The organism is Mesorhizobium sp. 113-3-9, from assembly GCF_016756515.1.
Lineage (GTDB): Bacteria > Pseudomonadota > Alphaproteobacteria > Rhizobiales > Rhizobiaceae > Mesorhizobium.
Genome location: NZ_AP023246.1, coordinates 4151178 through 4177681, shown reverse-complemented (window position 1 = coordinate 4177681; position 26504 = coordinate 4151178). Strand labels below are relative to the sequence as shown.

Here is a 26504-nt window from a genome sequence, read left to right as displayed (position 1 = left end):
GCGGCAAAGAAAAAGTGAACGTCACCCCTGCTGCAGCGCGCTAGGGTCGACAATTGCTAGAGGACTGATTATGGCCGACGACAAGAGCAAACGCGACTTTCGGGACCGCGACAGGGTATCGGCGTCAGAGGACTATGAAGTCCAGTACTTTGCCGAGAAGGCCGGGATCACTCCGCAGCAGGTCAGGGATTTGATCGCCAAGCACGGCAACAGCTGCGAGACTTTGGAGCGCGCGAAGGCGCTCAAAGGCAAGGGATGAAGACAAGCGGGCCGAAATATCACGTCGAGGAAATGAGCGGCGATGCCGTGACAGCAACCCATCTCGTTAGTGCTTCTACACCCTTAAGGGCCGCCCAAGAAGCACCGAGCGTGGCGTCACGCTGCGCACTACCAAGCCAGTATGGATCCGGGTGACCGACGAACAGCGCGGTCACGTCTTCGAATACAGTTTCAGCCTATGACGAAGCTATCAGACCTTGGCCCGCCGATCCCCGGCAAGCTGCACGGGCCGCCAACGAAGAGGCCCATTTCTATCCGTGCCCCTATTGCGGCCAACTCGTCGATCAGCGAGACCTGCGCCAAGTCCTCTACCACGAAGGGCCAGGGCACGAGCCGCTGGAGCCTGAAGATGGTGCAACGATCCTCATGTTTCTGAGCCTCCGGAAATAGCCATGCCGCGACAAACAAAAAGCCCGCCGGCCGGAGCCAACGGGCTTCCGAGCAGGTATTTGCTGTCTCAGCCTGGGCTTGGGACCACGATAATCACTGAAGGACCGGGGCCTGCCGTAACCTTCGAAAGACGTTCGCGCTTGATGAGCGTAGGCTTTTCATATGACTTTTTCATGTGGTGTCCTCGCTTTTTCCCTCAGTGAGAAATTTGTTCGAGCCGGCCAATCAATATTGTCAATCGGCCTAAAAAAGCCCGCCACCGCGAAAACAGTGACGGGCTCTTGTTTGTCCGCTCGGCGGAGGGACACCGAGCACTTAACAAACCTCGCCGAACGTTTTCGGTTCCAAGGAAAAAGGCCGCTAGCTTTGACGAGCGCTCTCTGACGTGAACAGTGCGGAAGGCTTCACGTTCGCTGTCTGGTGCCAGGCGATATTTCGGGAAGCTTGTCATTTCGGGCCAGATCATCCAGCAACCGGATGACAGCCTTTGCGTCTTCCGACTTGCAGGAATAGTAATGCCAGGTGCCTTCGGCGCGGCATTCCACAATCCCGTGTTCAACAAGCACGCTGAGATGTTTTGAAAGGGTGGTCTGTCTGACGCCCACCTGCGAGACCAGGTCGGTCACCGTTCTTTCCTGATCCACCAAATGAATAACGATCAACAGGCGCTTGTCCTGCGCCAGGACAGCAACCCACCGCGCGGCGACGCCCGCCTGCTTGCGCAGCGTTGGGCGTTTGATCGGGCGCCACCGCAGAGCGGGGTCTGCCCTGATTTCCGCAAGTCTTTGCCTGACGTATGAGGCCATTTTTATGTCCCTGTCCGCAGCGGAGCAAAATCGTTGCCCCGGCTTCGCGAGTCAACAGGCGTCAAAAAGGCCCACTGCCGGATAGGTAATGGCAGCGGGCCAGGGTCCGAGTGCTGGGATCAACCAGCATAGGTCAACGGGCTGCCGCGTAGTTGGTTGCGGGAATATTGATCCGGCGGGAATTGCCCCTAAGTACCTGCTGTCCTGAACTGGAAAAGCGGTTAATTGTCCTCTCTGCTTCGTATTTTCGAATACGCCGTACTCATCGCATTCGCTTTGTGGGTCTTTTGCAGAATTGGCGAGACCGTAATGATCTGAGTTCCGTACTTCGAGATTTAATCGTTGGCCGCTCACGCCGCCACGCACGCTCCTACGCGGACGGCAAGGCGTTCCGGCTCGGTGTCGAGGTGGCCGAACGCAAGAAGTGCGTGTGACGCTATCCAATTACGCTATGAGCGGGTTGCGCACATTGCCGTTCACCTCGGGGACGTCTGTGCGCGTGCGCGGCTCCACAGAAAAGGTCGCCTGAAAGTTGTGGACAGCTTCCTCCAAGGAATGCCTGATCGGTGCAATTTTTCGCAGGCAGCGTCGAGGTGGAGATACTCGCGCCCTGTTCCTAAAAAAGCCCGCCACCGTGAGGCAGCGGGCGCTAGTTCGGGAGGAGTGACGAGCATCCCCATTTGTTCATGCTCAAAAGGTACGCCTGGCTCGGTTGGATGTAAACGCGCGCCAGTTGCTGCCACAGGGAGCCCGGTACCGTGTGGAAGCAGGCACGTGCAACGAAAGGCCGTCGATCCGCGTTAGATCCTCGTCCAAACATGGAGCTTTCGGAGATGGACCCGGCGACTGCGGCAGTGATGTTATTGCTTTCCTGTAGCCCGAACGCGCCTCTTGTCTGCAAGCCAATTAACATGCCACCGGGATTATATTCTTCGCTTGACGAGTGCCGGACATCATTGAAGAGCAGGCTGGCTAGCGCTCCCACGGGGCAACTCGTCGGCCGCTGCCGCAGAATCGACGCGACGGTGACGGGCTCGATGCCGAACAGCTACTCAACAGTTGTTGTCACGCGGGGTATCGGGAGCAACGGCGTCAGCAGAACCTACATTGTGCCGCACAAAAAATAGAAAGCCGCCGCTCACCGAATGGGCTCTCGTTTGCACCCCTCCGGCATCCTGCGACGATCGGCAGGGCATGGCCGTCCGGCGCAGCAAAACCGGAACAGGTGTCTTAAGCTCGCCCTCCAACCTGCAGGCATTTCTCGCAGCGATAGGCATTAGGTTGTTTGCGAAGCGATCCGTTGCCAACCGCCTTGCGTTCCACCACGCACCGCGCGATGGTCCCTGCAAGAAATGGAAAACAGATCGCGATGAGCCGCCAATCATTTGTCGAAGAGCTTGAAGGTGCCGCCGATCGCAACGCGGAGATGTCGTCATCGCATCTTAAGGTCTTACTGCGCCGGGCGGCGCTGATGCTCCGGAATGCCGGCGACGGCGTTGACCTCGAGCCGAAAATCGAGGGAATCCTAGATGAGTTGACCGCAGAGATGGGCGTTTCGAAGCCGGAATTGATTCGAACAGTCGTAACCGAATGGCTGATCGCCAACGCTTATTTGCCTGTCTTTACAATCGATGAAGGCTCTTCAACCTTTGAAAACGGATAGGATCTGGCCGCAGCCAGCGCTTTTTCCTTAGCGGCCTTGTAGTCGCTCTCCCATGGCAAGGTGTCAAAGTTTGGCTGATAGCCACCTTCTCGATAATGATGCTCTGCGACGTAGGTGCCTTTCGCCCCTTCCAGCACACAGGCCCACGGCGGATTTCCCGGGCATTTGTAAAGGCCCACTGCTGCCATAAGCGTTGTCTCCGTGAAACGCACCCACTTCAAGATATGGTCCCATGGACGCTTGCTAGCGTCGCCCTGCGTTCTAATGAAGACGCCTATGGCGCCTGTCGGCCTTCCGAAGCAAATCGCACTCGTCCCGCTATGGCACTATTGGATTGGCATCTGAATTGCTCATCCAGGCGCGCCACTTTTAGGGCCAGCAATCGTTCCCATACATTTGAAGGCGAGAGGCTTGTATGGTGTTGATATGGCTGAATACCGTCTCGTTGAGCTTTAGAAATTGGCTGCCGCTGAAAGAGAAGGCCCGTTGCCCGCCCGGCACCGTGGTTGGGTGAACCTGAAGTCGAAGATTTTCCGCTTCGCCGGAAGCAGGAACTACGGGAACACCAGAAAGGGCGCCTATATCTGCGAGTCTGATGCAACTGCGTCGGGTTCCGCGCCGCCGAGAACGAAAAGCAACCGCAGTACTCGGCGGCGACCTCCTGCGATCCGCAAATGACCATACGGCTTCGACCGCCGGCTCAGGCCGGCGGGCAAGGTGCGATAAAGTTACCGAGGAACTACACCCACGCTCGCAGGAGGCCATTTTATCCCCCTCCGTCCAAAACGCCACCGCCGCCACCCGCTTGGCTGAATACGACCGTGCCGTCGTCTTTCCGAACTTCCACCGCCACGATGCCGTTGTCGTGCTGTTGATCGGCGAATGCCGCCTTCGCATGGTTCCGTGCCGCTTTCTCAGCATCGAAGGGGGTTGTTTCAACGATGCCTTGTTTCCCGTACCAGATCACTATGTAGGCCATCGTAAGCACGCTCCGTTAGCGGCATCGTACGCGAAACTATGAACTCGTAGGGCACACCTTTGCGGACTGCCCTAACCGCTCTCGCGCTCGGAAACTATTCGTTCGGGCTAGGGCCACAAGCGCCTCGTCTTCATCGTCGAGTGCGGCTTCGAGATAAGCAGCTATAGCGTCCTCGCTATCGAGCAATTCGACAGCATCCCATTTGGTGGTTTAGAGGGTCATCATTCCTCTCGTATAGTCTATTTTACCGGCTCCGTCGTGGGTCTATGGGCTGATAGTTCGAGCCGCCCCGACAATCTGAAGGCGCGGTAGCCTACCATGCGCCGAACGGGATACAGTGACGTCGTCAAGGCCTAGCCGTTAGATAAGACCGGTCAAGTGGTTGAAGGGCATGAGCCTGGTGCCGTTGCGTTGACGTATTCAACGTTGTTGGCGGACAAATCCGAGCCAAAGAATGCGATTCAACAGAACAATAGGGCAGCGAAGCGCATTAGCGAACTTTAGACCTCGCTACTTACTAATCGTTAAAACACGAACGAACCACCTTTTGGAGGGCGAGCCGTCGCCGAAGTCCCTTGCGGTCAGCACACCTTGTCGATTTCACCGAGATACCTCGCCGTTTTCACGACAAACCCTAAACAAAGATTTGGACAACCATGACTGTAGCCGCCGCTCCCATCACCGCTGTCGCAAGCCACCCGATTAGCCGCATCCACCGAGGCACGGTCGCCTCACCCATTATGTCGCTTCTGGCCGTCATTAGCATCATGACAGCCATGACGGGCGCGGCGACGACGCCGTTGACCACGGCGCTCCAGTAGAGCGCCTTGATCGGATTGATAGGCGTGAAATTCAGGCATGCTCCAACTAGGGTAGCGATCGCGATGGTCGCATAGAAGGCCTTGGCTTGCAGCGGTTCACGCTCCAGGCCGACCGGCCACTTGCGGGCCTCGCCCAATGCATACCCGGCGGAGCCCGCCAGGACCGGAATTGCCAACAGTCCCGTTCCGATGACGCCAAGGGCGAAGATGGCGAAAGCGAAGGTGCCTGCGACTGGCCGAAGAGCTTCGGCCGCTTGGCTGGTAGACTGAATGTCCGTGGTTCCGTTGGCGTGGAGTGTCGCGCCGGCCGTGATCATGATGGCGAGGGCGACAATATTAGAAAATGCCATACCAACATAGGTATCCAGACGGATGCGCTCGATCGCACTCTTGGCCTGTTCGGGCGCCTTTTTCAGGGGTTTACGTTGCGGCTTGGCCTTCTGGTCCTCGACCTCCTGTGAAGCCTGCCAGAAAAACAGGTATGGGCTGATGGTGGTGCCGAAGATAGCGACCACCGCTGTCCAGAACGAAGCATCGAGCGAGAGCTTGGGAATGAACAAGCCTTTTGCCACCTCGCTCCAGGGCACATGAACAAACAGCACCGTGCCGAAATAAGCGAATAGGGAAAGCGTAAGCCACTTCAACACAGAAACATAGCGGCTGTAGTTGAGGAAAATTTGAAGTAAGACGGAGATAGTGCCGAACAGCACCACGTAGAGGAGCGCTGGGCCGTCGATGATGAGCTTTAGCGCATCACCCATAGCGCCAAGATCGGCACCGATGTTGATTATATTTGCGACGATCAGCAGGACAACGACCGATTGCAGCAACCAATTCGGATAGTACTTCCGCATGTTACCAGCGATGCCGCGGCCGGTGGTTCGGCCAATGCGGGCACTGATTTCCTGGACGACCGACATCAATGGATAGGAAAACAGCATGGTCCAGGTGAGCCCGAACCCAAATTGAGCGCCGGTCTGCGAATAGGTGGCGATTCCACTCGGATCGTCGTCAGAAGCGCCCGTGATCAGGCCAGGTCCAAGAACCCCAAGCAGTCGCGGCTTCGATGGCCCAACAGCTGGATTTGTAGCTTTCCCGCCCACGATGAAAACCCCGCCCGATAAAATCATCTGATAACGTTCGAAATTGCTAAAAGGTCCAAATTTCAGATCCGGCCGTAGTACGTTTGCTGAGGCGAGAGCCGACCCCGCGCTTCGCGCCCTGCCTTCAATAATGTCGCCTATCCCTCGCACCCGTTTGCCGGGGTATATCCAATGCCGAAACAAGATCTTGAGACTTACGTCCCTTATCCACCCCGAACACCCTCAATGTCGTGCCAGTATTCGGTCGCTGATTTCGGCTGTGACTCAGTTTGGCATAGCTCTCCCGACGCGGACGCATAACTCTTGGCAGAGAGATGCGCCATCGGTGAGTAAGAGCCATCCTGTCGGCACCGGTAACCCCGGTCGGGTGACGGTGCCAATGTCGCATCGATCCTGCGGCAACGGCCGACAAGTTGCCCCGTCGGAGCGCTTGCCAGCTTGTTCTTGAGAGAACTCCGGCATTGCTGTAGCGATGAAAAACCACAGGGGTATCGATTGGTTTGCAGACAAAGGGCTCGCTTGAACTGCACGAAAGCTAAATCCTCACTGCCGCAGTTGCCGGGTCTACCGTTTATGCTCCCGATATTGGGCGACATCAACGCTGAGCAATCAACCTCCGGTACTTCAGTCCGGCTGCTTCAAAAAGCCCGTCCCAGGTCGACCCGGGACGGGTATGAAATTGCGCCGGAGAGCGCTATCGGATTATTTGCAATCAGCCAGGAGCTTCAACGCTTTGTCGGCGTCGCCCTTAGTGGCGTAAGTTTTCTTGCCGGCATCCATCAACTTCGAGCCGTCCGGCTTTTTCGTAACGACTTCACACTTCTTCGTCGCGGTATCCTTTGCCACCCAGTATTCCGTGGCAGCGAAAGCGGGCATACTGCAAACGGTTACGAGTGCAGCGGCAACGGCTAATTTGCGGAACATCTTCATTCCTCCATTCAGCGAACTTGTCCCTCCAGTCCCAAGCTCCTCAACGACTTTGACGCCATCGTGGCGGTAAGTTTACAAAACCGTATGGAACTGGGCCGCAGAGCCTGCCGTGGCGGATAAGTGCGACCGGCGGGCTCCTGACAAATGCCGGCGAACGAAGTGCCGCCCTCTCTTGCGCAAGATGGGAGGCAGCTAGATTTTTGTTGTGTTCTGATCGTCACGCTTCGGCATAGTCGCGATTGTTTTGGTCGCAGTCGCTGCGAGACCGGCAACGGCTCGACGCATAGCCACGGCCTCGCAGGTGTAGTGACCGTGCCGGTATAAGCAGTGCGCGGCCCCTCTTGGCGCCCCGCCGCAGGCCCCGTGAAATCGGCAGACACGATGCCCGCGTTTAGCCGGAGCCTCGTCGGTGATCTTCAAGCGATGCGGCATGATTGGCGAATGGTAGAGGTAGCGGCGCCAGACGGTGGTGCTGGCCGGCAACCATGTGGCGAAGGCGTGCTTCGTATCTGGGCGACCGACATTGACCTGCGAAACGGCCATTCGACGGAACTCTGGATCGGGTCCATCGTCGAAGACAGCTGGGTAATCGCTTCCCCCTCTGTATCGCAGGCACAGCCCGACGCGAACGGACTGCGCGACTTTCTCGCTGCGACTCTCGACGCCAGCCAGGCGGTCAAGCGCGCCGCCGAGCGACCGGCCATCTCATCGTCCGGCGCATAGGTGAAATTGGGCAGTCATCTCAACCGGTGGCTGGTCCCATTTCTCGCGTCTCTACTAGCCTGCTGAGTGCCCCAAGGCGACGCTACGGGCTAGAGGGCCAGCCGGGCAGAAGGGTCCTCATCTGTTTTGGTCGCCTGCAAAGCATCTGCTAACTGACGAACAAACGGGGCCATCCATAGTCGCGTCCGCCTTTGGGGGTGTTTTCGTGTTCAATTCAGGCCGTCTTTAGCCAAGTGCGTCAAGGGCTCTAGCTCTAGCTGGCGACAGACAACCGACGAGATCGAACGAACCTTCTGAGCCCGTCGGAATCCATCGCATGCCCGAATGCGTAGCCTTGCAATATGTCGCAGCCAAGCCCTTTGAGCAGGCTCGCGTGCTCCATCGTCTCGACGCCTTCGGCGACGATCTCGACGCCCAGGGATTTGCCGATTTCGATGATCGACGAGACGACCTGCCGTTGCTGAGGTGAGTTCACGATGGGAGCCACCAACTGGCGATCTATCTTCAGGCGGCGGGGCTGCAATTTGAGCAAACTGACAATGGAAGCATAGCCCGTGCCGAAGTCGTCGATTTCGATATCGATGCCGAGCTGCTTAATCTGTTCAACGTTCCATGTGACCAGATCGTCGTCGTCGTCGAGGAAGATCGACTCGACCAGCTCAAAGGAAAATGTCCCCTTCCTGATGTTGAGGCCCCGCAAGCTCTTCAGAAGGTTCTCATCTTGAAGGCGCCGCGCCGAAACGTTGACTGACACGCGCGGAATACCCATCTTTTTGGCTGACCAGGCGTCGAAATCCAGGATTGATTGTTGGAGAACTTTGCCGTCTATCACCGAGACGACATTCAGTTCTTCGGCGGTCTTCAGGAACACGTCTGGCGTCAGAATCCCTTTCTCCGGATGCCGCCATCGCGCCAGCGCCTCAACTCCCACAATCTCCAGCGTCTTTGCATCAAACTGAGGCTGGTAGAATACGACGAATTCGTCGCGCTCGAGGCCGGCTAGAATCTCGTCGGCAATCCTCTTCGTGTTGACGATTTCGCTTTGCAGCTCTTCGCTGAAAAATTCATAACGGTTGCGGCCCCGTCTCTTTGCCCTGTAGAGGGCAATATCGGCGTTTACCAGTAACTGCCTGGCACCGGCGTCTCTGTCATTGTCGATCGCAATTCCAACGCTGACGCCAAATCGACATTGATGCCCTTGGTAATAGACAGGTCTGCGCATCTGCTCGACGATGTTCTCAGCGAGGGACGCCGCCTGGCTGGCATCGTCATGTACTGTGCAGAGCACGATGAATTCGTCTCCTCCAATCCGGGCGACAAAACCACGGTCGCCCACGTTGGATTGGAGGACGGATGACGCATGCACCAGCATGGCGTCGCCTGCTGCATGGCCGAGAGTATCATTGATGTGCTTGAAGCGGTCCAGATCGATGTGAAGGAGCGCCGCGTAGCTACCATTAAGCCTGGCCCCTCTCACGTAGTCTTCCAGCACCTGATCCAGATAACGCCGATTGGGCAGATTCGTCAGCGCATCATGGAGCGCGACGTGTTCTATACGCGCCTTGGCAGATTCAAGTTCCGTATTTTTCGACTCGGTCAACTGTTTTGCGCGAACCAGATCGGTGTTAAGCAACACGTCCGCCGTAACGTCCCACTCTGCGCCTACCATTCGGGGGGAATTGTTGGCGGTCTGATAGAAGATCGCTCTGGAGCGGACGTGACGAATTTCGCCGTCCGGACGAACAATCCGGTATTCGGATGAATATGTGCTCTGTCCGGCTGCGGCATTGTCGAAGTCCGCAAGCGCGCGAGGCAGATCGGCAGGATGAATAGCCCCGGCCCAGTCCGCATATCCGCGCGACTTGCCGTCGGCCTCCTTGCCATATATTTCATTGACGCGCTCATCCCAGGTGAGATGGTTGGTTTCTAGATCGTGCTCCCACACTCCGATGGCCGACGCCTCCAGAGCAAGTTCCAGACGTCGCGACAGCCGATGCTGTTCCCAGTAGTTTCGCTGCCTCTCGTCGATCAGGCGGCCTGCCGCCAGGAAAGGGATCAAGATCAGTGCCGCCGCCGCCGCCATGATCGCTCTCAACGACCATGCGTTGGCGGAAGTGGCGGACCAACCGTTTTTGGGAATGGCGGCGATCCGCCAGGAGCCCGACGGAAAAAGAACGTCCGCGGTTACAGGATCGCTTCTGACGACGCGTTCGTCGCCAAAGAACTGGACTCCATTTGCGCCAAGGGCGTCATTGCCGACAAGTGCGACGTCAATCCCAAGATCCTTGTCGAGGAGTCCGCTCGCCTGATAAAGGCGCTGGACGTCGATGACCGCGGAAACGATGCCCCAGAACCGGTCGGTGTTGCCCGCGCTTTTGACGAATACCGGAAATCGGCCGACGAAGGCCTGCCCGCCCTGCGCCAGATCTACAGGGCCAGCGATGATAGCCTTGCGCTCATCTCGCGCGCGTAACGCGGCCGCGCGTTGCTGGTCGTTCTTGCGGTAGTCGAGGCCGATGGCCTTTTCATTGCCCGCCATCGGGTACATCAAGGAAATGACCAGATCGGGCGCGCCGGCAATGTTGCGAAGCTGGGACTCTTCGTTGAACAGTCTACCGGCAAGCTCCGCGAAACGCTGCTGTCCCATATAGGGTTCGGTCATAACTGCAGCGACCAATCCTCGCACCAACTGGAGGTTGCCGTTGACGTTGCCTTCGAGCTTGGCTCGAATGACGTTGACCTTGGCCAGAACATCCACGCGGGCGGCCTGATCCGAGACGATCTTGTTTTGATGGTCAGCGAATATTGCGCAAACGGCCATCACTACGACCGCGATCGCCGCCGGAATCCTTGCCGGTGAGAGGACAGTACCCCTCATGCGGCCGTACATTTTGGCAAAAAAAGCCAATAAAGCGATATTCCCTTTGCCCGTTCAGGCTCTCCCAGGCGAGCCTCATCAAGGGAATATTAGTTCGCAATAACTTAATTTTAGACTTCACAGTCTTTAAAATTTTTGCTCCTTCGGACGCTGATACGCCGGATATATCGCACGAGAAACTCGCCACGTAGCGGGGCTAGTGGCTGTCGACCTTTTTCTGCACGATCCGATACGTCCCGACGCCACGCTTGGTCGCGCCAATTGAATAGGCCATCGGAATTTTGGGAGCGTTTTCGGGCAGGCCATACATGTCCTTGCCGGCTCTCACAGCGAATGAAAAGTGCTGCCAGGAAACGGTGTCGTGCTCATTGAGAAAATCGAGCGTCAGCCCTGCGGCGATCAGCGCGTTCACTACGTCGCTGATCGGGTGGATCCATTCATAGTATCGAGGATGCTTCAAGGTTCGCTCATCGCCAGTATAGGTCCGTTGCTCGTTCCAGACGAGTGGCCGCGCCTCCGGCGTTCGCCAGTCATCCTTCAATTCGAGAGCAGCAGCCTTTCGATTGCACTGGAACATCAAGGGATGGCCCTCGGCCATATAGAGCCTACCACCGGGCCGCAGAAGATCGGCGACCACGCGCGCCCAACGAAAGACATCGTCAAGCCAGTTCACCGACCCCCAGGTGACGTAGACGATATCATAGGTCCGGTCGAGCGCTTCGACAGCTTCGTACACCGGCGCTTCGACGAAGCGCACGTCGCTGCCTGCCTTGGCGGAGAAATCCCGCGCCGCAGCGATCGCCCTTGGTGAAAAGTCCAGGCCGGTCACGCTGCCCGCGCCGAGATTTCTGAGGCTGATCGTGTCAAGCCCGATGTGGCATTGCAGATGGACAATGTCCGTGCTGAAAATGTCGCCGACCTCGCGCGTTTCCAACTCATAGAGATTAGACCCGCCGGCCAGCACATTCTCGATGCGGTAGCTACCCGTTCTGTCGGTCGCGTGCAGTTCGGCTCGATCGTCCCAATTCAGAAGGTTCGCGTCCAAAAACGGTTCCAAAATTGCCCCCGATCTCATCCGACAATTGCGGATGGTAAACAACCAGTTAACGTACATTGACAGCAGACCGGCATACCCGTCAATGCCGGTGTCCAGCTTGCCTGTCTGCGAATCAAGGGATGTGACTTGACCGTGTCGCAGGCTGCTGAGCGGCTGAAGTCCGAGTGCCGCCCTGCTGCCGGACCCCACTCGATGCCACCGCTGTCGCGGACGATGCCGGCGATTTGCTGACCGATCCGTTTGTCGGCTGTCAGGGCACTAGCTGGAAGCCGGTACCGTCATCGATCATGGCAATTCAGCCAGAGGTGAAGTTTGCGATACCCGCATGCCGGCCGGCGATATCCTCCTTCGTGCAACTAGGTGTTGCCCGGCCCCTCCGCCTTTCGCATGGTCGATAAACCCGAAGGGGTTCACCTGATGATCAGCCTATGGCCGAATTCCGCTATCAGCTCAAGAACCCGCATTTATCGTAGTAGGTGCAGGGTACGCGCGATGGCCGACGAGGTCTTCAATCTCAACACCTCGCCGTTTCTCTATATCGGCTGGATTCCCGGGAAATGGCGGGAACTCGACTTCCAGCGTGATGGTCGGCGATGTTTCCCTTCAGGAAACGGCAAAGCCGCCCTCTACGACCGACTTGAGGCGCAAAGCAGCCGTTCAAAAGATAGCACGTTCGGAAGTTTGTGCTGACGCGCTATCTGGCGCATCTACCAGAAGTCGATGCCCTCAAAACTATCCAAAAACCGAATCTAGCGTCCCACTTTGTCCATCAGCACCCGCAATTCGGGCTGAGGCGCGACCCAGAAAGTTCGAAAAGCTTCCAGGAACCCCAGCCAAACCGGACGCTGGGCAGGCAACTTCGCTCCACTAGCCTCATTCGCCCTACGGCAGGAACTACTTCGGCAATAACGTCAAAGGGTTGTCCGAAGACCTTACGAATTCTGCATTAGCCCCACTGCAGTTCGATAGATCAGGCTTAGGACGACGGTTGCGTCGTTAATCATCAGCCCCTAGAGAGGGGATAAATCAGGCAAAAGGACCACCAATGACCGACGAATCCGATACCCGCTCTGCCGAACTAGCTGAGTTAACCGCCGACATTGTCTCAGCATATGTCAGCAACAATCCATTACCGGTGTCTGGCTTGCCGGACGTGATAGCATCGGTTCATGCTTCGCTGTCCGGACTTGGCACGCCGATTCCACCGGTCACTGAGCCGCAAACTCCGGCGGTCAACCCGAAGAAGTCGGTGACGCCGGACTTCATTGTCTGCCTCGAAGACGGCAAAAAGTTCAAATCACTGAAGCGGCATCTTAGCACGGACTTCGGCCTGACACCGGACGCCTATCGCGCCAAATGGAACTTGCCGCACGACTACCCTATGACAGCTCCGAATTACGCCGCTCAGCGCTCGCAACTGGCGAAGTCCATCGGACTTGGCCGCAAGGCTGAACCCGTCGTACCAGCCAAGAAGGCACCTGGGAAGCGGAAAGCCAAAGTGTAGTCCGCCACCATCTGACGCACCGGAAAGACTCAGCTATGTTTGGAGAGCGGCGGACCTGAAAAGGACCGTCTGGCCGGCGCCATTCGGGCAACCTCCCAGCGAGGGCGCCGGCCTTTTTCCTAGCGGGACGGCAACTGATACTGTCATCGGGCCGCTTGGCGATGATCGACGACGGCCTCGGCTCCCAACTCGTGCCGTGGTCACTGAGCGTTGATCCTCTGACTATCCCGTCACTTCTAGGTTGCGACATCGGGATGAGATTTCGAGAGTAGTTCGCCTCGTGTTTCTTGCGCTCTCCCGCTCAGGCTGGCTCAAACTCGCCGAAATGCGTCGCCTCATCCAATTCCTCTCCGACACGAAGCACTAACGGTTCGAGGCGATGGAACCGCAGATCGCACTCCTCATTTTCCGGTCGGCCCGGGTCGACCGACCTTGCACACTTTGTTGGCAGTTGATCCGATTCTATCCAGACATATCCCCTGCTTCTACTCCCTCACTCAGCGGCTTCTATTTCCGACGCACATAGCTACTTATGACCGCGCAACTGCATGACCAAGGGTTTGGGAGCGTGCTTGAGCCTGCTCCCATGTTCCCGACGTCGGACATTTGGGGGCTTAATGGACAACAGGAAGTTTTTGACAGCTGAGGAAGTCTCGGAACGCTATCGCGGCACCATCTCTCTTGGAACGCTACGAAATTGGCGAGCCAAGAGGATTGGACCGGCGTACGTCAAGCTTGGCAAAGCCGTGTTGTACCCAATTGAGGAACTGGAGACGTGGGATCAAATGAATAAAGTGGCGTGCCATGCGTCAAAGCGATTCAGCATGAACGGCGGTGAGTGAGCGTGGTCAGTGACGGAGGAGCATCCAATACCGCCCCCAGACGCCGCTCCTCACGTTCTCGGATGTGGGAATTTCTGCACTATATTTCAATAAGATAGCTTACGGCGAGAGGAAGTTGCACAACCACCCGTCAGGCGACCCGACGCCGTCGCGCGCCGACATCGAGATGACGAAAGAGATCATCGAAGCAGGCAAACGGCTGGGTATCGCCGTGCACGACCACATCATCATCGGGCGCAAGGGATACGCCAGCATGAAGGGCCTGCTGCTGATTTGAGCGCCGGCCGATATGGCGAACAAATCATCTTCGCCGAGAGCAGAGCCAGGCCGTTCGCCCGCAACGCATCCGACCAGGCTTTAGTCATCGACTTCCCGCATTCCAGCGCCTTTCGGACGGGCCGCTCGACCATCATTGGTTGGCAGCCAGGACCATGGTCCGGCCGGCATGGGACTTCAGTGCCATAGCCGTCTCATGGCGCTGATTTACGTGTAATATCAAATAATTATGTCTCCTGCGGTCACCAGCCTCGCGCATTGCGACCGCATTTGTCTAAAGTTTACTCCGTACGATTAGCGGTTTCTCATATTACGCTGCCCTAGCGGTTGGGCGGAGGTGGCGATTCCCCGAGGAGACACCATGACAAACCGGAAAACTCTGTTCGCGGCGCTTGCCGCATTGGCGCTTCTGGCGTCGCCGGCGCTCGCCGGAGGCGGCAATGGGCACGGTGGCGGCAACGGGCACGGCGGTGGCAACGGCAACGGCAACGGCGGTGGCAATGCCGGCGGTAATGGCAACGGCAATGGCAACGGCAATGCCGGCGGCAATGGCCATGGCAAGAGCGGCGCTCCGCATGGAAAGTCTGCGTCAGCCCCAGGACAGGTAGCCAAGGCGGAAACGGACACAACAACCGATACCACGGTCGACACCACCCAGGTTGCGTCCGTGCCCAAGGACAAGAACATCCACGCCAAGCTTGGTCGGCTGAACTCGCTGCAGCGCAACATCAACGCCTATATGAATTCCAAGAGCAAGAAGTTCGCCGCCATTCAGGCCTTTGTGACGCAGTCGGCGAAAGCCAAGAACGCCCAGGCCACGGCTGAGGCGGCTGCCGCCACGGCCGCCGCTGCCCAGGCCCAACTGGATACGCTGAATGCACAATTGACCGCCCTGCAGGCGGATCCGACCGCCACGGCCGCACAAGTCCAGGCTGTGAACGATCAAATCTCGGCTCAGCAGACCGTTGTAGACGCCGATAACGCGGCGGCGGCCCAGGCAGAGGCGGCGGCTGCCGCGGCGACCGTTGGCACCGATCAGGCGTCGCTCGGCGCGGCGCTGACGGACATGGCCAACAAGCCCGTAGACGCCGAGGTCACGGCCTGGGCCGAGGGCGTCCTTGCCGGCAAGATCGACCAGATGGCGACCAAGATCGGAGCGGAGACGACGCCGTAGGCGTCTACCAACAACGGCGGTATCCTGATTGTGGAAGGCAATGCCGCCGGGTTCGCCCGGCGGCATTGCTGTTTCTGGCCGTAGAGAAGACGCCCGAGGGCCATTCAAGCGTGGCAACTGCTTGCTGGATTGCAGGAAGGGCTGCGATGAGCGCCCGATCAGGCGCAGCGGATCGAACGAAATACGGAAATTTGAAAATCGTTCAATCCTGGAAAGAGCAATCCAGCCATCTCGGTCAACTTGGATCAATCTTCCAAACAACAAGCGCAATCTCCTATTTTTTGGAAAATGGTTTCGTTGAGGCGCCGCACTTCCGCTGCTACCGTTTGAAACGCTTCAATCGGAACCAGGCAATTGCAACGCAAGCGCCCTACCATAGCGGATGTCGCACGGACCGCCGGTGTCTCCATCGGCACGGTCTCGAACTTCATCAATGGCACCGCCGGCCTCAGGGAAGACACTCGCGACCGCATCGAGAAGGCGGTCGCCGCGTTGATGTACCGGCCGAGTTCCTTCGCGCGTTCCCTGCCCGGCCGCGCATTGCGCAGGCCAAAAAACCTCGATCACCTGCCAAGGCTTCTGGTCGCCGGACGCGTCAGCGTCGACTTCCTGTGCCGCGTCGACGTGCTGCCGCATAGAGACGACCGGATCACCGCCAGCCATATCGAAAAGGCGCTGGGCGGCCCAGCCGCCAATCTCGCGGTTGCCGCGGCCGGCGTTGGGGCGCCCTACGCTCTTGACGTGGAACTGGCGACGGCGGTCGGCCGGGATGCGGAAAGCGACTGGGCGCTGGGCGAACTTTCCAAGCTGGGCGTCCACGCCCTCCCCATCCGCAGCACGCCCAACAACCGGCTTTCGCAGGCGATCGTCATCATCGAGCGCAACGGCAGCCGCACCATCATCAGCGAACCGTTCGAACTGGGTGAGGTCGACCTGACCGCCAATCTGGACATCCAGCCTGAGCAGCGCCCCACCTGCCTGCATATCGAAGGCTTTCACTATGAGACGATGACCGCCTCCATCACGCGCTTTCATCAGGCCGGCTGGAAGGTCAGCCTGCATTCGGCCGGCTTGCCCAAAAGCGCGCGCACGCCGGAAACCTTCGCGCAGATGGTCAGGCAGATCGACCTGACCTTCATCAACGACGTGATGATGCGCGAGATTTTCGGCTTTCGCACCGGAATCGCAAGCATGATCGATGAGGTGCGGCTGATGCTGTCACGCATCAAGCCGCGTGGCACCGTCGTGCTCACCCTTGGCGAGTTTGGCGCGGTCGTCTTCCCGGCTGGCGGCGGCCCACAGATCGAGGTGCCGGCACTTCCGGTCAACCGCGTCGATGCCACCGGCGCCGGCGACAGCTTCGCCGGCATCTTCCTGAGCCTGTGGCTGCATGGCGCGTCTCTGGACGCCGCCGCCCGCTATGCCGCGATCGGCGCGAGCCTGACGACCACGGTCGAAGGCGCGCAGGGCTACATCGCGGATTTCGCGACCCTGAAGGCCGCCGCCTTGGCGAGCGACACTGTTATGGCAAGTTAAATCAAAGACTTATCGATTTCTGGACATCCGCCCATCAAGCGAAATCAGGAGAATATGATCATGGCGAAAGCAAAAGTCCTTCTGGTCGGCGAGAGTTGGATGAGTTCGGCAACCCACTACAAGGGCTTCGATCAGTTCGGCAGCGTCACCTTTCATCTGGGTGCGACACCGCTCGTTGCCGCCCTGAAGGACAGCGAGTTCGATCTCGATTACATGCCGGCCCATGAGGCTGTCGAAAAGCTGCCTTTCACCATGGAAGGCCTGTCGCAATACAGGGCGATCATCCTGTCCGACATCGGTGCGAACTCGCTGCTGCTCCATCCCGATGTCTGGCTGCACGGCAAGACGGTCCCCAACCGGCTCAAGCTTCTGCGCGACTGGACGCTGGCCGGCGGCGGCCTGATCATGATCGGCGGCTATTTCTCCTTCCAGGGCATCGATGGCAAGGCGCGCTGGAATCGCACGGCTGTCGAGGATGCGCTGCCGGTCACCTGCCTGCCCAATGACGACCGGCTGGAAATTCCCGAGGGCTTTCGGCCCGAGATCACCGGCCCCAGGGATCATCCGCTCTTTGCCGGCATCGACGGCGAATGGCCGATTCTTCTCGGCGCCAACGAGGTCGTTGCCCGCGACCGGGACGATGTCGAAGTGCTGGCGCGGCTGCCGCAGGACCAGGGCGGTCACCCGCTGCTGGTCACCGGGCGCCATGGCGAAGGCCGCACCCTGGTCTGGACATCGGACATCGGCCCGCACTGGCTGCCCAACAGCTTTGTCGAGTGGCCCGGCTATGCGCGCCTTTGGACCAATGTGCTGCGCTGGGTGAGCAAGACCATCTAGCCACTCAGCCCGATCAGCAACGCCGGGGAACCACCATGACAGCACCGTTTCTTGTCGCCAGAAACATCGCCAAGCGCTTCGGCGCGCTGACCGCGCTGGCGAATGTCGACCTGGAGATCCGCTCCGGCGAGGTGCTGGCGCTGCTCGGCGACAATGGTGCGGGCAAATCGACCTTCATCAAGATCCTGGCCGGCGCCCATGCGCCGAGCGACGGCGAACTCGTCATCGAAGGCAAGCCGGTCGCCTTTTCCTCACCCAAGGATGCAGCGTCCTCGGGGATCGCGACGATCTTCCAGGAATTGGCGCTTTCCGAGAACCTTTCGATCGCGGAGAACGTGTTTCTCGGCCGAGAATTGAAACGCTCCATTTTTGGTATCCCATTCCTCAAGCGCCAGGAAATGCGCCAGCGCGTCGACGGCCTGCTGAAAGAACTCGATGCCCATATCTCCGACCCGGAAGCGCCTGTCGGCAGCCTGTCCGGCGGCCAGCGCCAGGCTGTCGCCATCTGCCGGGCGCTCAATCTCAATGCCAAGCTGGTCATCATGGACGAACCGACGGCGGCCCTTGCCGTGGCCGAGACCCGCAAGGTGCTGGCGCTGACACGGCGGCTCGCCGCGCGCGGCTGCGCCGTCGTCCTTATCAGCCACAACATTTCCGAAGTCTTCGAGGTTGCCGACCGCATCGTCGTGTTCCGGCGCGGTCGCAAGGTGGCCGAACGGCTGGCCACCGAGACCAATCACGAGGAAGTCGTTTCGCTCATAACAGGCGCTCATCCCGACGTGCGGGCGCTCGAAAAAACAAACTGAAACGCACGTCATTTCCAGAGAGGATCAAACCAAAATGCTTTCACAACTCAAGAAAGTGCTCGCCGCCTCCGCATTGTCACTCGTCGTTGCCACGGCGGCGCATGCCGCGGACAAGCACAAGGTTGCCTTTGTCCCACAGCTGATCGGCATCCCCTATTTCAACGCCATGGAAGCCGGCGGCAATCGCGCCGCCAAGGATCTCGGCGTCGACTTCATCTATTCCGGCCCGGTCGACACCAACCCGGTCGACCAGTTGCAGATCGTCCAGAACCTGATCGACCAGGGCGTCGAGGCGGTCTCGGTCAGCGTGCTTGATGCCTCAAGCATCGCCCCGGTGGTCGAGAGCGCCAAGGCCAAGGGCATCAAACTGTTCACCAGCGACAGCGATGCGCCCGACAGCGGCCGCGCGGTCTATGTTGCCCAGGCAACCGACGAGGGCCTTGGCACGACCATCGTCGACGAACTCGTCAAGCGCGTCGGCGAGGACGCAACGATCGGCATCGTCTCCGGCGAGGCGACGGCGTCCAACCTCAACGCCTGGATCGGCTTCATGCAGAAGCAAGCCACGGCCAAATATCCGAAGCTGAAGCTGCTCGCCCCGCAATTCGCCGGCGGCACGGCGGAGCGCGCCGCGCAAATATCAGGTGATCTCATGGCCGCCACCCCCGACATCAAGGCCATCATCGCCGTTGCATCCTCGACCTGCCCGGGTGTCGCCCAGGCCATCGAGACCGCCGGCAAGATCGGTTCGGTCATCGGCGCCGGCTATTGCAGCCCGAACACCGCGCGTTCCTACCTGAAGAGCGGCGCCTTCGGCTTCACCGTTCTGTGGGATCCCGAGCAGCTCGGCTATCTCACGGTCTGGGCCGGCAAACAGCTGATCGACGGCAAGACCTTCGAGACCGAGAACAAGATCGCTGGCCTGGAAAAGCCCGTCACCTATGACGCCGCCAAGGGCATTCTGCTGCTCGGGCCGCCGGCTGTCTTCACCAAGGACAACGTCGACAAGTTCAACTTCTGAGCCTGACATGAGCGCGGTGCGACAATCTGCAAACGGTGTCTTCTCCATGAACGGACGAGAGTGGTCTCTGCTTGTCGCCTGTTTGCTGGCGATCGTCATCTTTTCCGTCGCATCGCCTCACTATGCCACCTCCGGCAATGCGGCGACGGTGCTGCGCAACAGTGTCGAACTGCTGCTTGTCGGCCTTGGCATGACCTTGCTGCTGGCAATGGGCGGCATCGATGTGTCGATCGGCATCGTCATGGGGCTCGCGGCCATAGCCATCGGCCGCGTGCTCGGTGCCGATGGCAGTCCGGTGCTGGCGATCATTGTCGGTCCGCTGGTCGGGGCGTTGCTTGGATGCGTGACGGCAATTGTCGTCGTTCTCGGCCGCGTCCCCGCCATCGTCGGCACGCTTGGCCTGCTCGGCGTCTACCGCACCGCTGTCTTCGTCCTGCTCGGCGGGCAATGGCTTTCCGGCCTGCCCTCGAGCCTCACCAACATCCTTGCAACAACCGTACTCGGCGTCCCCGTTCCCGCCCTGGTGATAGCCATTGCCTATCTCATCGTCTGGCTGGCGTTGCGGCGGACGCCCTACGGGCTGCATCTGCTGGCGATCGGCAATTCGGAGGAAAAGGCGCGGCTGTCGGGTATCCCGGTCGTCAAGACCCGCTTCATGACCTTCCTCATCAGCGGCCTTCTGACCGGCATTGCCGCCACTTTCTATGTCGCCACCTACCGCAATGTGGAAATGACGGTCGGCAGCACGCTGGCGCTCGATGCCATTGCTGCGGTCATTCTCGGCGGCACGAGCATATTGGGCGGCAAATGCAGCCTGATCGGCACCGTGCTCGGCGTGCTGCTTTTGAGAATCCTTCAGAACGGGCTGCTGCTGATCGGTGTCCCCTCGCTCTGGCAGCCCGTCGTCACCGGCGTTCTCATCATCGGCGTGCTCGGCTTCGAAGCCGTCTCCAACCGGCTGCCGCTTGGCCTGATACAGCGGGCCCGCGCATGAAGACGCTCCGCAATCTGCAGGGCCCAGCCCTCACCTTGGCCTTGCTCTGCGCACTCTGGCTGATCGTCATTGTCGGCTTGGCTGTGCTCAGGCCTTCGGTCTTCAACCTCGGCACGGTCACCACCATTCTTCAGTTCTCGACGATCCTGGCGCTGGTTGGCCTCGGCCAGGCGCTGGTCATCCTGGCCGGTGGCGCCGGCATCGACCTGTCGGTCGGCGGCGCGGTCTCATTATCCGCCATCGTCGCAATGCTTTGCATCAAGCTTGGCCTGCCACCTGTCCTGCTGCCGGTCGCCTGCATCCTGGCCGGGGCGGTGCTCGGCGCATTGAACGGATGGCTGGTCAACGGGCTTGCCCTGCTTCCCTTCATAGCGACGCTCGGCACATTCTTCGTCTATTCAGGCGCGGCACTCGCCGTCACCGGCGGTGCCGCCCAGGCCGGCGTGCCGTCCTGGCTGCTTGTCTGGGGGCGTGGCGTCGTCATGGGCATTCCCATGCCCTTCCTTACACTTGCCATCCCGTGCTTCGCCCTCACTGGCCTGGTGCTGATCTCGACGGCCTGGGGGCGCTGGATCTACGCCATGGGCTTCAATGAACGCTCGGCCAAGCTGGTCGGCATTCCGGTCGATCGCGTGCGCTTCATTCTCTATTGCTTGAGCGGAGCGCTCGCCGGTGCCGCCGGTCTGGTTTCGCTCGCCTGGCTCGGCAGCGGCAGGCCCAATATCGGCCAGAACCTCGAACTTGAATCGCTGACCGCCGCCATGTTGGGGGGCATCGTCATCACCGGCGGGCGCGGTGGCGTCGGCGGCGTTTTCGCGGCCGTCCTGCTGCTGGTCACGCTGAAGACCGGTCTTCTGCAATTGAACATCAACACGGTTTGGCAGGTGGGGATTGTCGGCGCCCTTCTGGTTTTCGTCCTTCTCGCCGACCGACTTTCCCAACGTTGGAGATCATGATGCCGTCCAAAGAAGAGATCATCGCCGCACGCATCGAGGCAGCCGCCGACCGCATCGTCGCAACGCTGAGCGATCTCGTCGCCTTCCCTTCGATCGTAAAATCCAATCCCAAGGAGGCCGGGCCAGGAGAGCGCGATTGCCAGCTCTATCTGCAAAAACGCATCGAAGCGCTCGGTTTCACGACCGATCTCTGGGATCCGGACGGTCCGGCGCTCTATGAAAAATACAAAGGCCGCGCCGGCGCCAACAAGGGTCGGACCTTCGACGGCCGGCCCAATCTCGGCGGCGTCCTGAAAGGCACCGGCGGCGGACGTTCCATCATGCTCACCGGCCACATCGACGTCGTGCCGCCCGGCGCCGCCAGCCACTGGGCGACCGGCCCGTTCCAGCCCGTCCTCAAGGATGGATTTCTGCACGGCCGCGGCACGGTCGACATGAAGGGCGGCGTCGCCTGCATGCTGATGGCCGTCGAGATCCTTAGGGAGCTCGACATTCCCCTGTCCGGCGACATCGTCTTCACCACCGTCGTCGACGAGGAGATCGGCGGCATGGGCTCGCTCGCCATGGTCGATCGCGGCTTTCACGCCGACGCCGGCATCATGACCGAACCGACGGCAAACAGAATAGCGCCGCTCTGCCACGGCATCCTGTGGGGCAGGATCATCATCGACGGCATAGGCGGCCACGCCGAACTCACGCCCAATGCCTGGTATTCGAGCGGCCCGGTCGATGCCGTCCAGCTTTGCCGGCAAATCCTCGACGGTATCGACATTCTCAACCGGCGCTGGATGTTCGATCCCAGGAAGAACCATCCGCTGATGGACCTGCCCAACCAGATCATCGTCACCCAGATCAATGCCGGCGAACACCCCTCCTCCATGGCAGGACGCGGCGAGATCATAATCGACGCGCAGTACCTGCCGAGCGAGCATGACGAGTTCAGGCTGGGCGGCAACGTCAAACGCGAAATCGAAGAACACATCGCCAATGTCTGCCAGGCGGACCCCTATCTGCGAAAGCACCCGGCCCGCGTCGAATGGATCCTCGACGCCGACTGCGCCGAGATTCCGTCGGACAATCCGTTCATCGGCGTCTTCCAGCAGGCGGTCGAGGAAGCCAAGCTGTCACCGATCCTCAGCGGTTTCGGCGCGCACAGCGACATCGGCCTGCCGACCGGGCTTGGCAACACGCCGACCGTCAATTTCGGTCCTGGCGATCCGGCACAGGCACATCAGCCGAACGAACGGGTCTCGGTGCGCGATCTCGTCGATTGCACAAAGGCGATTGCGATCGCCGTCGAGAAATGGTGCCGCTAGAGCAGTTCCAGGAAAAGGGTGAAGCGGTTTTCCCCGGAATTGCCTCAAAAGCGCGCCCCTCACCCGCCAAACCGCGGTTCTGGGGATGGCTCGTCTCGAAGGGTCGCGGCGGCAAAAGACAGCATTTTTCGCGTCAAGATAGTCGCCTCTGGAATTGCGACCCCAAAATAAGCTATGATGCGCTTGGTATTTGTTGGGTCGGCTTCGCCCCCCTCGAATGCCGGAGGAACGGGACATGGCCGTAGCGCTTGTACTCGTTTTGATCGTAGTGGGCTCTGTGTTGTTTCACCTCCTGAGCCCATGGTGGTGGACGCCGATTGCCTCGAACTGGGCCTATATCGACAATACCATCATCATTACCTTCTGGATCACTGGCGTCGTCTTCGCCGCCGTCGTGCTTTTCATGGCCTATTGCGTGTTCCGCTTCCGTCATCGGGAAGGCAATCGCGCGGCGTACGAACCAGAGAACAAGCGGCTCGAATCGTGGCTGACGATCGTCACCGCGGTTGGAGTCACGGCGTTGCTGGTTCCCGGCCTGTTCGTCTGGAGCCGGTTTGTTACCGTTCCGACCGATGCGACTGAGGTCGAGGTCATTGGCCAGCAATGGCAGTGGAGTTTCCGCTTGCCCGGCAATGACGGCAAGCTCGGCACATCAGACACGCGCGACGTCAGTGCCGACAATCCGCTAGGCATCATCCCCAGCGATCCCAATGGTCAGGACGATGTCGTGGTCGAAGCGGCCGATCTGCATCTGCCGGTCGGCAAACCGATCAAGATGCTGCTCCGCTCGATCGATGTGCTGCATGATTTCTATGTACCGGAATTCCGCGCCAAGATGGACATGATCCCGGGCTCGGTGACCTATTTCTGGTTCACCCCGACCAGGACCGGAACCTTCCAGGTCCTGTGCGCCGAACTTTGCGGCCAGGGACATCCGATGATGCATGGCGTCGTCGTGGTCGATACCCAGGCGGACTATGTGGCCTGGCTCGGCCAGCAGCAGACTTTTGCACAATTGTCGCCCCCCCAGCAGACGGGATCGGCGGACAAGGCGACGGGACAGACGGCGGCGCCGGGTCCCGAAATTGCAGCAAGGCTCGAAACGGTCGAGGCTCGCTGAAAAGGACACGGAGGTGTTCCTATGGTCGACATCACGCCTGCAGATGGAATCCCGCCGGCCGAAGTCGCGGAAATGGAACTCTACCATCCGCACAGCTGGTGGACCAAATACGTCTTCTCGCAGGACGCCAAGGTCATCGCCATCCAGTATTCGGCGACGGCAACGGCAATCGGCCTCGTCGCCCTGGTGCTGTCCTGGCTGATGCGACTGCAGCTCGGCTTTCCCGGCACGTTCGACTTCATCACCCCGGAAGCCTACTACCAGTTCATCACCATGCACGGCATGATCATGGTGATCTACCTGCTCACCGCCCTCTTCCTCGGCGGCTTTGGCAACTACCTGATCCCCTTGATGGTCGGCGCGCGCGACATGGTCTTCCCCTATGTCAACATGCTGAGCTACTGGATCTACCTGCTCGCCGTGCTGGTCCTGGTGTCCGGCTTCTTCGCGCCCGGCGGACCAACGGGGGCCGGCTGGACGCTCTACCCGCCGCAGGCCATCATGAGCGGGACGCCAGGCGGCCAGGACTGGGGCATCATCCTGATGCTCTCCTCGCTGATCCTGTTCATCATCGGCTTCACCATGGGTGGCCTAAACTATGTGGTGACCGTGCTGCAGGGGCGCACGCGCGGCATGACAATGATGCGCCTGCCGTTGACCGTCTGGGGCATCTTCACCGCGACTGTCATGGCGCTGCTCGCCTTTCCGGCGCTGTTCGTCGCCAGCGTGATGATGCTGCTTGATCGCGTCCTGGGCACCAGCTTCTTCATGCCCGCGATTTCCGAGATGGGTGAGCAACTGCAACACAATGGCGGCAGCCCGATCCTGTTCCAGCACCTGTTCTGGTTCTTCGGCCATCCCGAGGTCTACATCGTGGCACTGCCGGCGTTCGGCATCGTATCCGACCTGATCAGCACCCATGCACGCAAGAACATCTTCGGCTACCGGATGATGGTCTGGGCCATCGTCGGCATTGGCGCGCTGAGTTTCGTGGTCTGGGCGCACCACATGTATGTCAGCGGCATGCACCCCTATTTTGGCTTCTTCTTCGCCACCACGACCCTGATCATCGCCATTCCGACCGCCATCAAGGTCTACAATTGGGTGCTGACCCTGTGGCGCGGCGACATCCATCTCACCATACCGATGCTGTTCGCCCTGGCTTTTATCGTCACCTTCGTCAACGGTGGGCTGACCGGCCTGTTCCTCGGCAATGTCGTCGTCGATGTTCCGCTGTCCGACACGATGTTCGTCGTCGCCCATTTCCATATGGTCATGGGTGTCGCCCCGATCCTCGTGGTTTTTGGCGCGATCTACCATTGGTACCCGAAGGTCACCGGCCGGATGCTCAACGAAACGCTGGGCAGGTTCCATTTCTGGGTCACCTTCCTCGGCGCCTACCTGATTTTCTTCCCAATGCACTATCTCGGCCTGATGGGCGTGCCGCGGCGCTATGCCGAGCTGACCGACATGACGATCATGACGGAGTCTGCCCATCACCTGAACTCGTTCATCAGCGTCATGGCGTTCATCGTCGGCTTTGCCCAGATGGTGTTCCTGTTCAACCTGATCTGGAGCATCCGCCATGGCCGCGAGGCCGGCGGCAATCCGTGGCGGGCCACGACGCTCGAATGGCAGACGCCGCAAACACCGCCGGCCCACGGCAATTTCGGCAAGGACCTGCCGATCGTCTATCGCTGGGCCTACGACTACAGCGTACCGGGCGCCAAGGAGGACTTCATCCCGCAGAACATGCCGGGCTCCTTCGGCCCCTCAAGGGAGCCGGCATGAGCGTCATCCTGGTCTTCCTGCTCGTCATTGCCGGTTTTGCCGGTTGGTGGCTTTCGCACCAGAGGCTGATGACGAAGCCATGGCTTGAGCAAGGTCTGGCCGGCGATTTCGTCGGCCTCGACCGGTCGGCCCTGCCAACCGCCAAGATCGGCCTCGGCGTTTTCCTTGCTGTCGTCGGCTGCCTTTTCGCGCTTTTCACCAGTGCCTATTTCATGCGGATGGCGGTGTCGGACTGGCAACCGCTGCCCTTGCCGCGCCTGCTCTGGCTCAACACCGGCGTGCTGATCCTGAGCAGCGTCGCCCTGCAATGCACCTCGGTGGCGGCGCGCAGGGGCCAAATCGACACCGTCAGGCTCGGCCTCGCCACGGCCGGGCTCACGGCCCTGGCCTTCCTGGTCGGACAGTTCATGGCATGGCGGCAACTGACCGCCGACGGCTATTTTGTGGCCTCCAATCCGGCCAACAGTTTCTTTTACCTGATAACCGGCATGCATGGCCTGCACGTGCTGGGAGGGCTGGTGGGTCTGGGCAGGACCACCAAGAGCGCCTGGACTGGAACGCGGCCGGAACGGCTTCGCCTCGGCGTGGAATTATGCGCCATGTACTGGCATTTCCTGCTTTTCATCTGGCTTGCCATCTTCGCGCTGCTGGCCGGCTGGGCCGCGACGTTCATCGACATTTGCCGGCAGTTGCTGACCTGAG

Annotated in this window: 23 protein-coding genes and 1 pseudogene; 18 read left to right on the top strand and 6 right to left on the bottom strand. The window is 59.7% G+C overall.

What is annotated here, in order from left to right; all coding sequences use genetic code 11:
* Positions 1 to 70: 70 nt before the first annotated feature.
* Complete coding sequence (locus MesoLj_RS20225; RefSeq protein WP_202322014.1) at positions 71 to 259, top strand: DUF3606 domain-containing protein; 189 nt, start codon at positions 71 to 73, stop codon at positions 257 to 259.
* 814 nt (positions 260 to 1073) lie between these two features.
* Here the strand turns inward: MesoLj_RS20225 and MesoLj_RS20220 are convergent.
* A complete protein-coding gene (locus MesoLj_RS20220; protein WP_202322012.1) occupies positions 1074 to 1475 on the bottom strand; it encodes an ArsR/SmtB family transcription factor in 402 nt (133 codons plus the stop codon).
* 1300 nt (positions 1476 to 2775) lie between these two features.
* Here MesoLj_RS20220 and MesoLj_RS20215 point away from each other — a divergent pair.
* Positions 2776 to 3138, top strand: coding sequence for a ribbon-helix-helix protein, CopG family (locus tag MesoLj_RS20215; protein ID WP_244735109.1), 363 nt, complete (start codon positions 2776 to 2778; stop codon positions 3136 to 3138).
* Positions 3139 to 3904: 766 nt separating this feature from the next.
* Here the strand turns inward: MesoLj_RS20215 and MesoLj_RS20210 are convergent.
* From MesoLj_RS20210 to MesoLj_RS20200, 3 genes are all read right to left on the bottom strand, one after another.
* Positions 3905 to 4117, bottom strand: coding sequence for a hypothetical protein (locus tag MesoLj_RS20210; protein WP_202322010.1), 213 nt, complete (start codon positions 4115 to 4117; stop codon positions 3905 to 3907).
* A 634-nt stretch (positions 4118 to 4751) separates the two neighbouring features.
* On the bottom strand, positions 4752 to 6068 hold the full coding sequence (locus MesoLj_RS20205) for an NRAMP family divalent metal transporter (RefSeq protein ID WP_202322008.1): 1317 nt from the start codon (positions 6066 to 6068) through the stop codon (positions 4752 to 4754).
* A gap of 675 nt (positions 6069 to 6743) precedes the next feature.
* Positions 6744 to 6971: a hypothetical protein gene (locus tag MesoLj_RS20200; RefSeq protein WP_244735108.1), complete on the bottom strand. Its 228-nt coding sequence runs from the start codon at positions 6969 to 6971 to the stop codon at positions 6744 to 6746.
* A gap of 498 nt (positions 6972 to 7469) precedes the next feature.
* Between MesoLj_RS20200 and MesoLj_RS20195 the strand changes: the two genes are divergently transcribed.
* Positions 7470 to 7694: an LssY C-terminal domain-containing protein gene (locus tag MesoLj_RS20195; protein WP_202322006.1), complete on the top strand. Its 225-nt coding sequence runs from the start codon at positions 7470 to 7472 to the stop codon at positions 7692 to 7694.
* Positions 7695 to 7947: 253 nt separating this feature from the next.
* Here MesoLj_RS20195 and MesoLj_RS20190 read toward each other — a convergent pair whose 3' ends face one another.
* The gene (locus MesoLj_RS20190; RefSeq protein WP_202327370.1) at positions 7948 to 10572 is read right to left on the bottom strand and encodes a bifunctional diguanylate cyclase/phosphodiesterase; all 2625 of its coding nucleotides are present in this window, start codon (positions 10570 to 10572) and stop codon (positions 7948 to 7950) included.
* Positions 10573 to 10768: 196 nt separating this feature from the next.
* Positions 10769 to 11818: a class I SAM-dependent methyltransferase gene (locus MesoLj_RS20185; RefSeq protein WP_244735107.1), complete on the bottom strand. Its 1050-nt coding sequence runs from the start codon at positions 11816 to 11818 to the stop codon at positions 10769 to 10771.
* 303 nt (positions 11819 to 12121) lie between these two features.
* Between MesoLj_RS20185 and MesoLj_RS20180 the strand changes: the two genes are divergently transcribed.
* The 15 genes and pseudogenes from MesoLj_RS20180 to MesoLj_RS20110 all read left to right on the top strand — a co-directional run bounded on the left by MesoLj_RS20180 (position 12122) and on the right by MesoLj_RS20110 (position 26503).
* The gene (locus MesoLj_RS20180; protein WP_202322004.1) at positions 12122 to 12319 is read left to right on the top strand and encodes a hypothetical protein; all 198 of its coding nucleotides are present in this window, start codon (positions 12122 to 12124) and stop codon (positions 12317 to 12319) included.
* 355 nt (positions 12320 to 12674) lie between these two features.
* Positions 12675 to 13133 carry a MucR family transcriptional regulator gene (locus MesoLj_RS20175; protein WP_202322002.1) on the top strand — a complete coding sequence of 153 codons (459 nt, stop codon included), beginning with the start codon at positions 12675 to 12677 and terminating at the stop codon, positions 13131 to 13133.
* A gap of 617 nt (positions 13134 to 13750) precedes the next feature.
* Positions 13751 to 13975 (top strand): helix-turn-helix domain-containing protein, encoded by a 225-nt coding sequence (locus MesoLj_RS20170; protein WP_202322000.1) that lies wholly within the window; start codon positions 13751 to 13753, stop codon positions 13973 to 13975.
* Positions 13976 to 14090: 115 nt separating this feature from the next.
* Positions 14091 to 14252: pseudogene (locus MesoLj_RS20165) on the top strand (JAB domain-containing protein); the annotation flags it as partial.
* A 360-nt stretch (positions 14253 to 14612) separates the two neighbouring features.
* Positions 14613 to 15425 carry a hypothetical protein gene (locus MesoLj_RS20160; RefSeq protein ID WP_202321998.1) on the top strand — a complete coding sequence of 271 codons (813 nt, stop codon included), beginning with the start codon at positions 14613 to 14615 and terminating at the stop codon, positions 15423 to 15425.
* A gap of 354 nt (positions 15426 to 15779) precedes the next feature.
* Positions 15780 to 16961, top strand: coding sequence for a carbohydrate kinase family protein (locus tag MesoLj_RS20155; RefSeq protein ID WP_202321997.1), 1182 nt, complete (start codon positions 15780 to 15782; stop codon positions 16959 to 16961).
* Positions 16962 to 17021: 60 nt separating this feature from the next.
* Positions 17022 to 17798 carry a glutamine amidotransferase gene (locus MesoLj_RS20150; RefSeq protein ID WP_202321996.1) on the top strand — a complete coding sequence of 259 codons (777 nt, stop codon included), beginning with the start codon at positions 17022 to 17024 and terminating at the stop codon, positions 17796 to 17798.
* Between the two features lie 35 nt (positions 17799 to 17833).
* Complete coding sequence (locus tag MesoLj_RS20145; RefSeq protein ID WP_202321995.1) at positions 17834 to 18604, top strand: ATP-binding cassette domain-containing protein; 771 nt, start codon at positions 17834 to 17836, stop codon at positions 18602 to 18604.
* A gap of 34 nt (positions 18605 to 18638) precedes the next feature.
* On the top strand, positions 18639 to 19625 hold the full coding sequence (locus MesoLj_RS20140; RefSeq protein ID WP_202321994.1) for an autoinducer 2 ABC transporter substrate-binding protein: 987 nt from the start codon (positions 18639 to 18641) through the stop codon (positions 19623 to 19625).
* Between the two features lie 46 nt (positions 19626 to 19671).
* A complete protein-coding gene (locus MesoLj_RS20135) occupies positions 19672 to 20619 on the top strand; it encodes an ABC transporter permease (protein WP_244735106.1) in 948 nt (315 codons plus the stop codon).
* Positions 20616 to 21575 carry an ABC transporter permease gene (locus tag MesoLj_RS20130; RefSeq protein WP_202321992.1) on the top strand — a complete coding sequence of 320 codons (960 nt, stop codon included), beginning with the start codon at positions 20616 to 20618 and terminating at the stop codon, positions 21573 to 21575. The genes MesoLj_RS20135 and MesoLj_RS20130 overlap by 4 nt, the downstream gene beginning before the upstream one ends.
* Complete coding sequence (locus MesoLj_RS20125; protein WP_202321991.1) at positions 21575 to 22891, top strand: M20 family metallopeptidase; 1317 nt, start codon at positions 21575 to 21577, stop codon at positions 22889 to 22891. The genes MesoLj_RS20130 and MesoLj_RS20125 overlap by 1 nt, the downstream gene beginning before the upstream one ends.
* Positions 22892 to 23126: 235 nt before the next feature.
* Positions 23127 to 24011, top strand: a complete 885-nt coding sequence (locus MesoLj_RS20120) for a cytochrome c oxidase subunit II (protein WP_202321990.1) — start codon at positions 23127 to 23129, stop codon at positions 24009 to 24011.
* A 21-nt stretch (positions 24012 to 24032) separates the two neighbouring features.
* A complete protein-coding gene (gene ctaD / locus MesoLj_RS20115) occupies positions 24033 to 25802 on the top strand; it encodes a cytochrome c oxidase subunit I (protein WP_202321989.1) in 1770 nt (589 codons plus the stop codon).
* Positions 25799 to 26503: a cytochrome c oxidase subunit 3 gene (locus MesoLj_RS20110; protein ID WP_202321988.1), complete on the top strand. Its 705-nt coding sequence runs from the start codon at positions 25799 to 25801 to the stop codon at positions 26501 to 26503. Before ctaD ends, MesoLj_RS20110 begins: the two co-directional genes overlap by 4 nt.
* Position 26504: the final 1 nt, after the last annotated feature.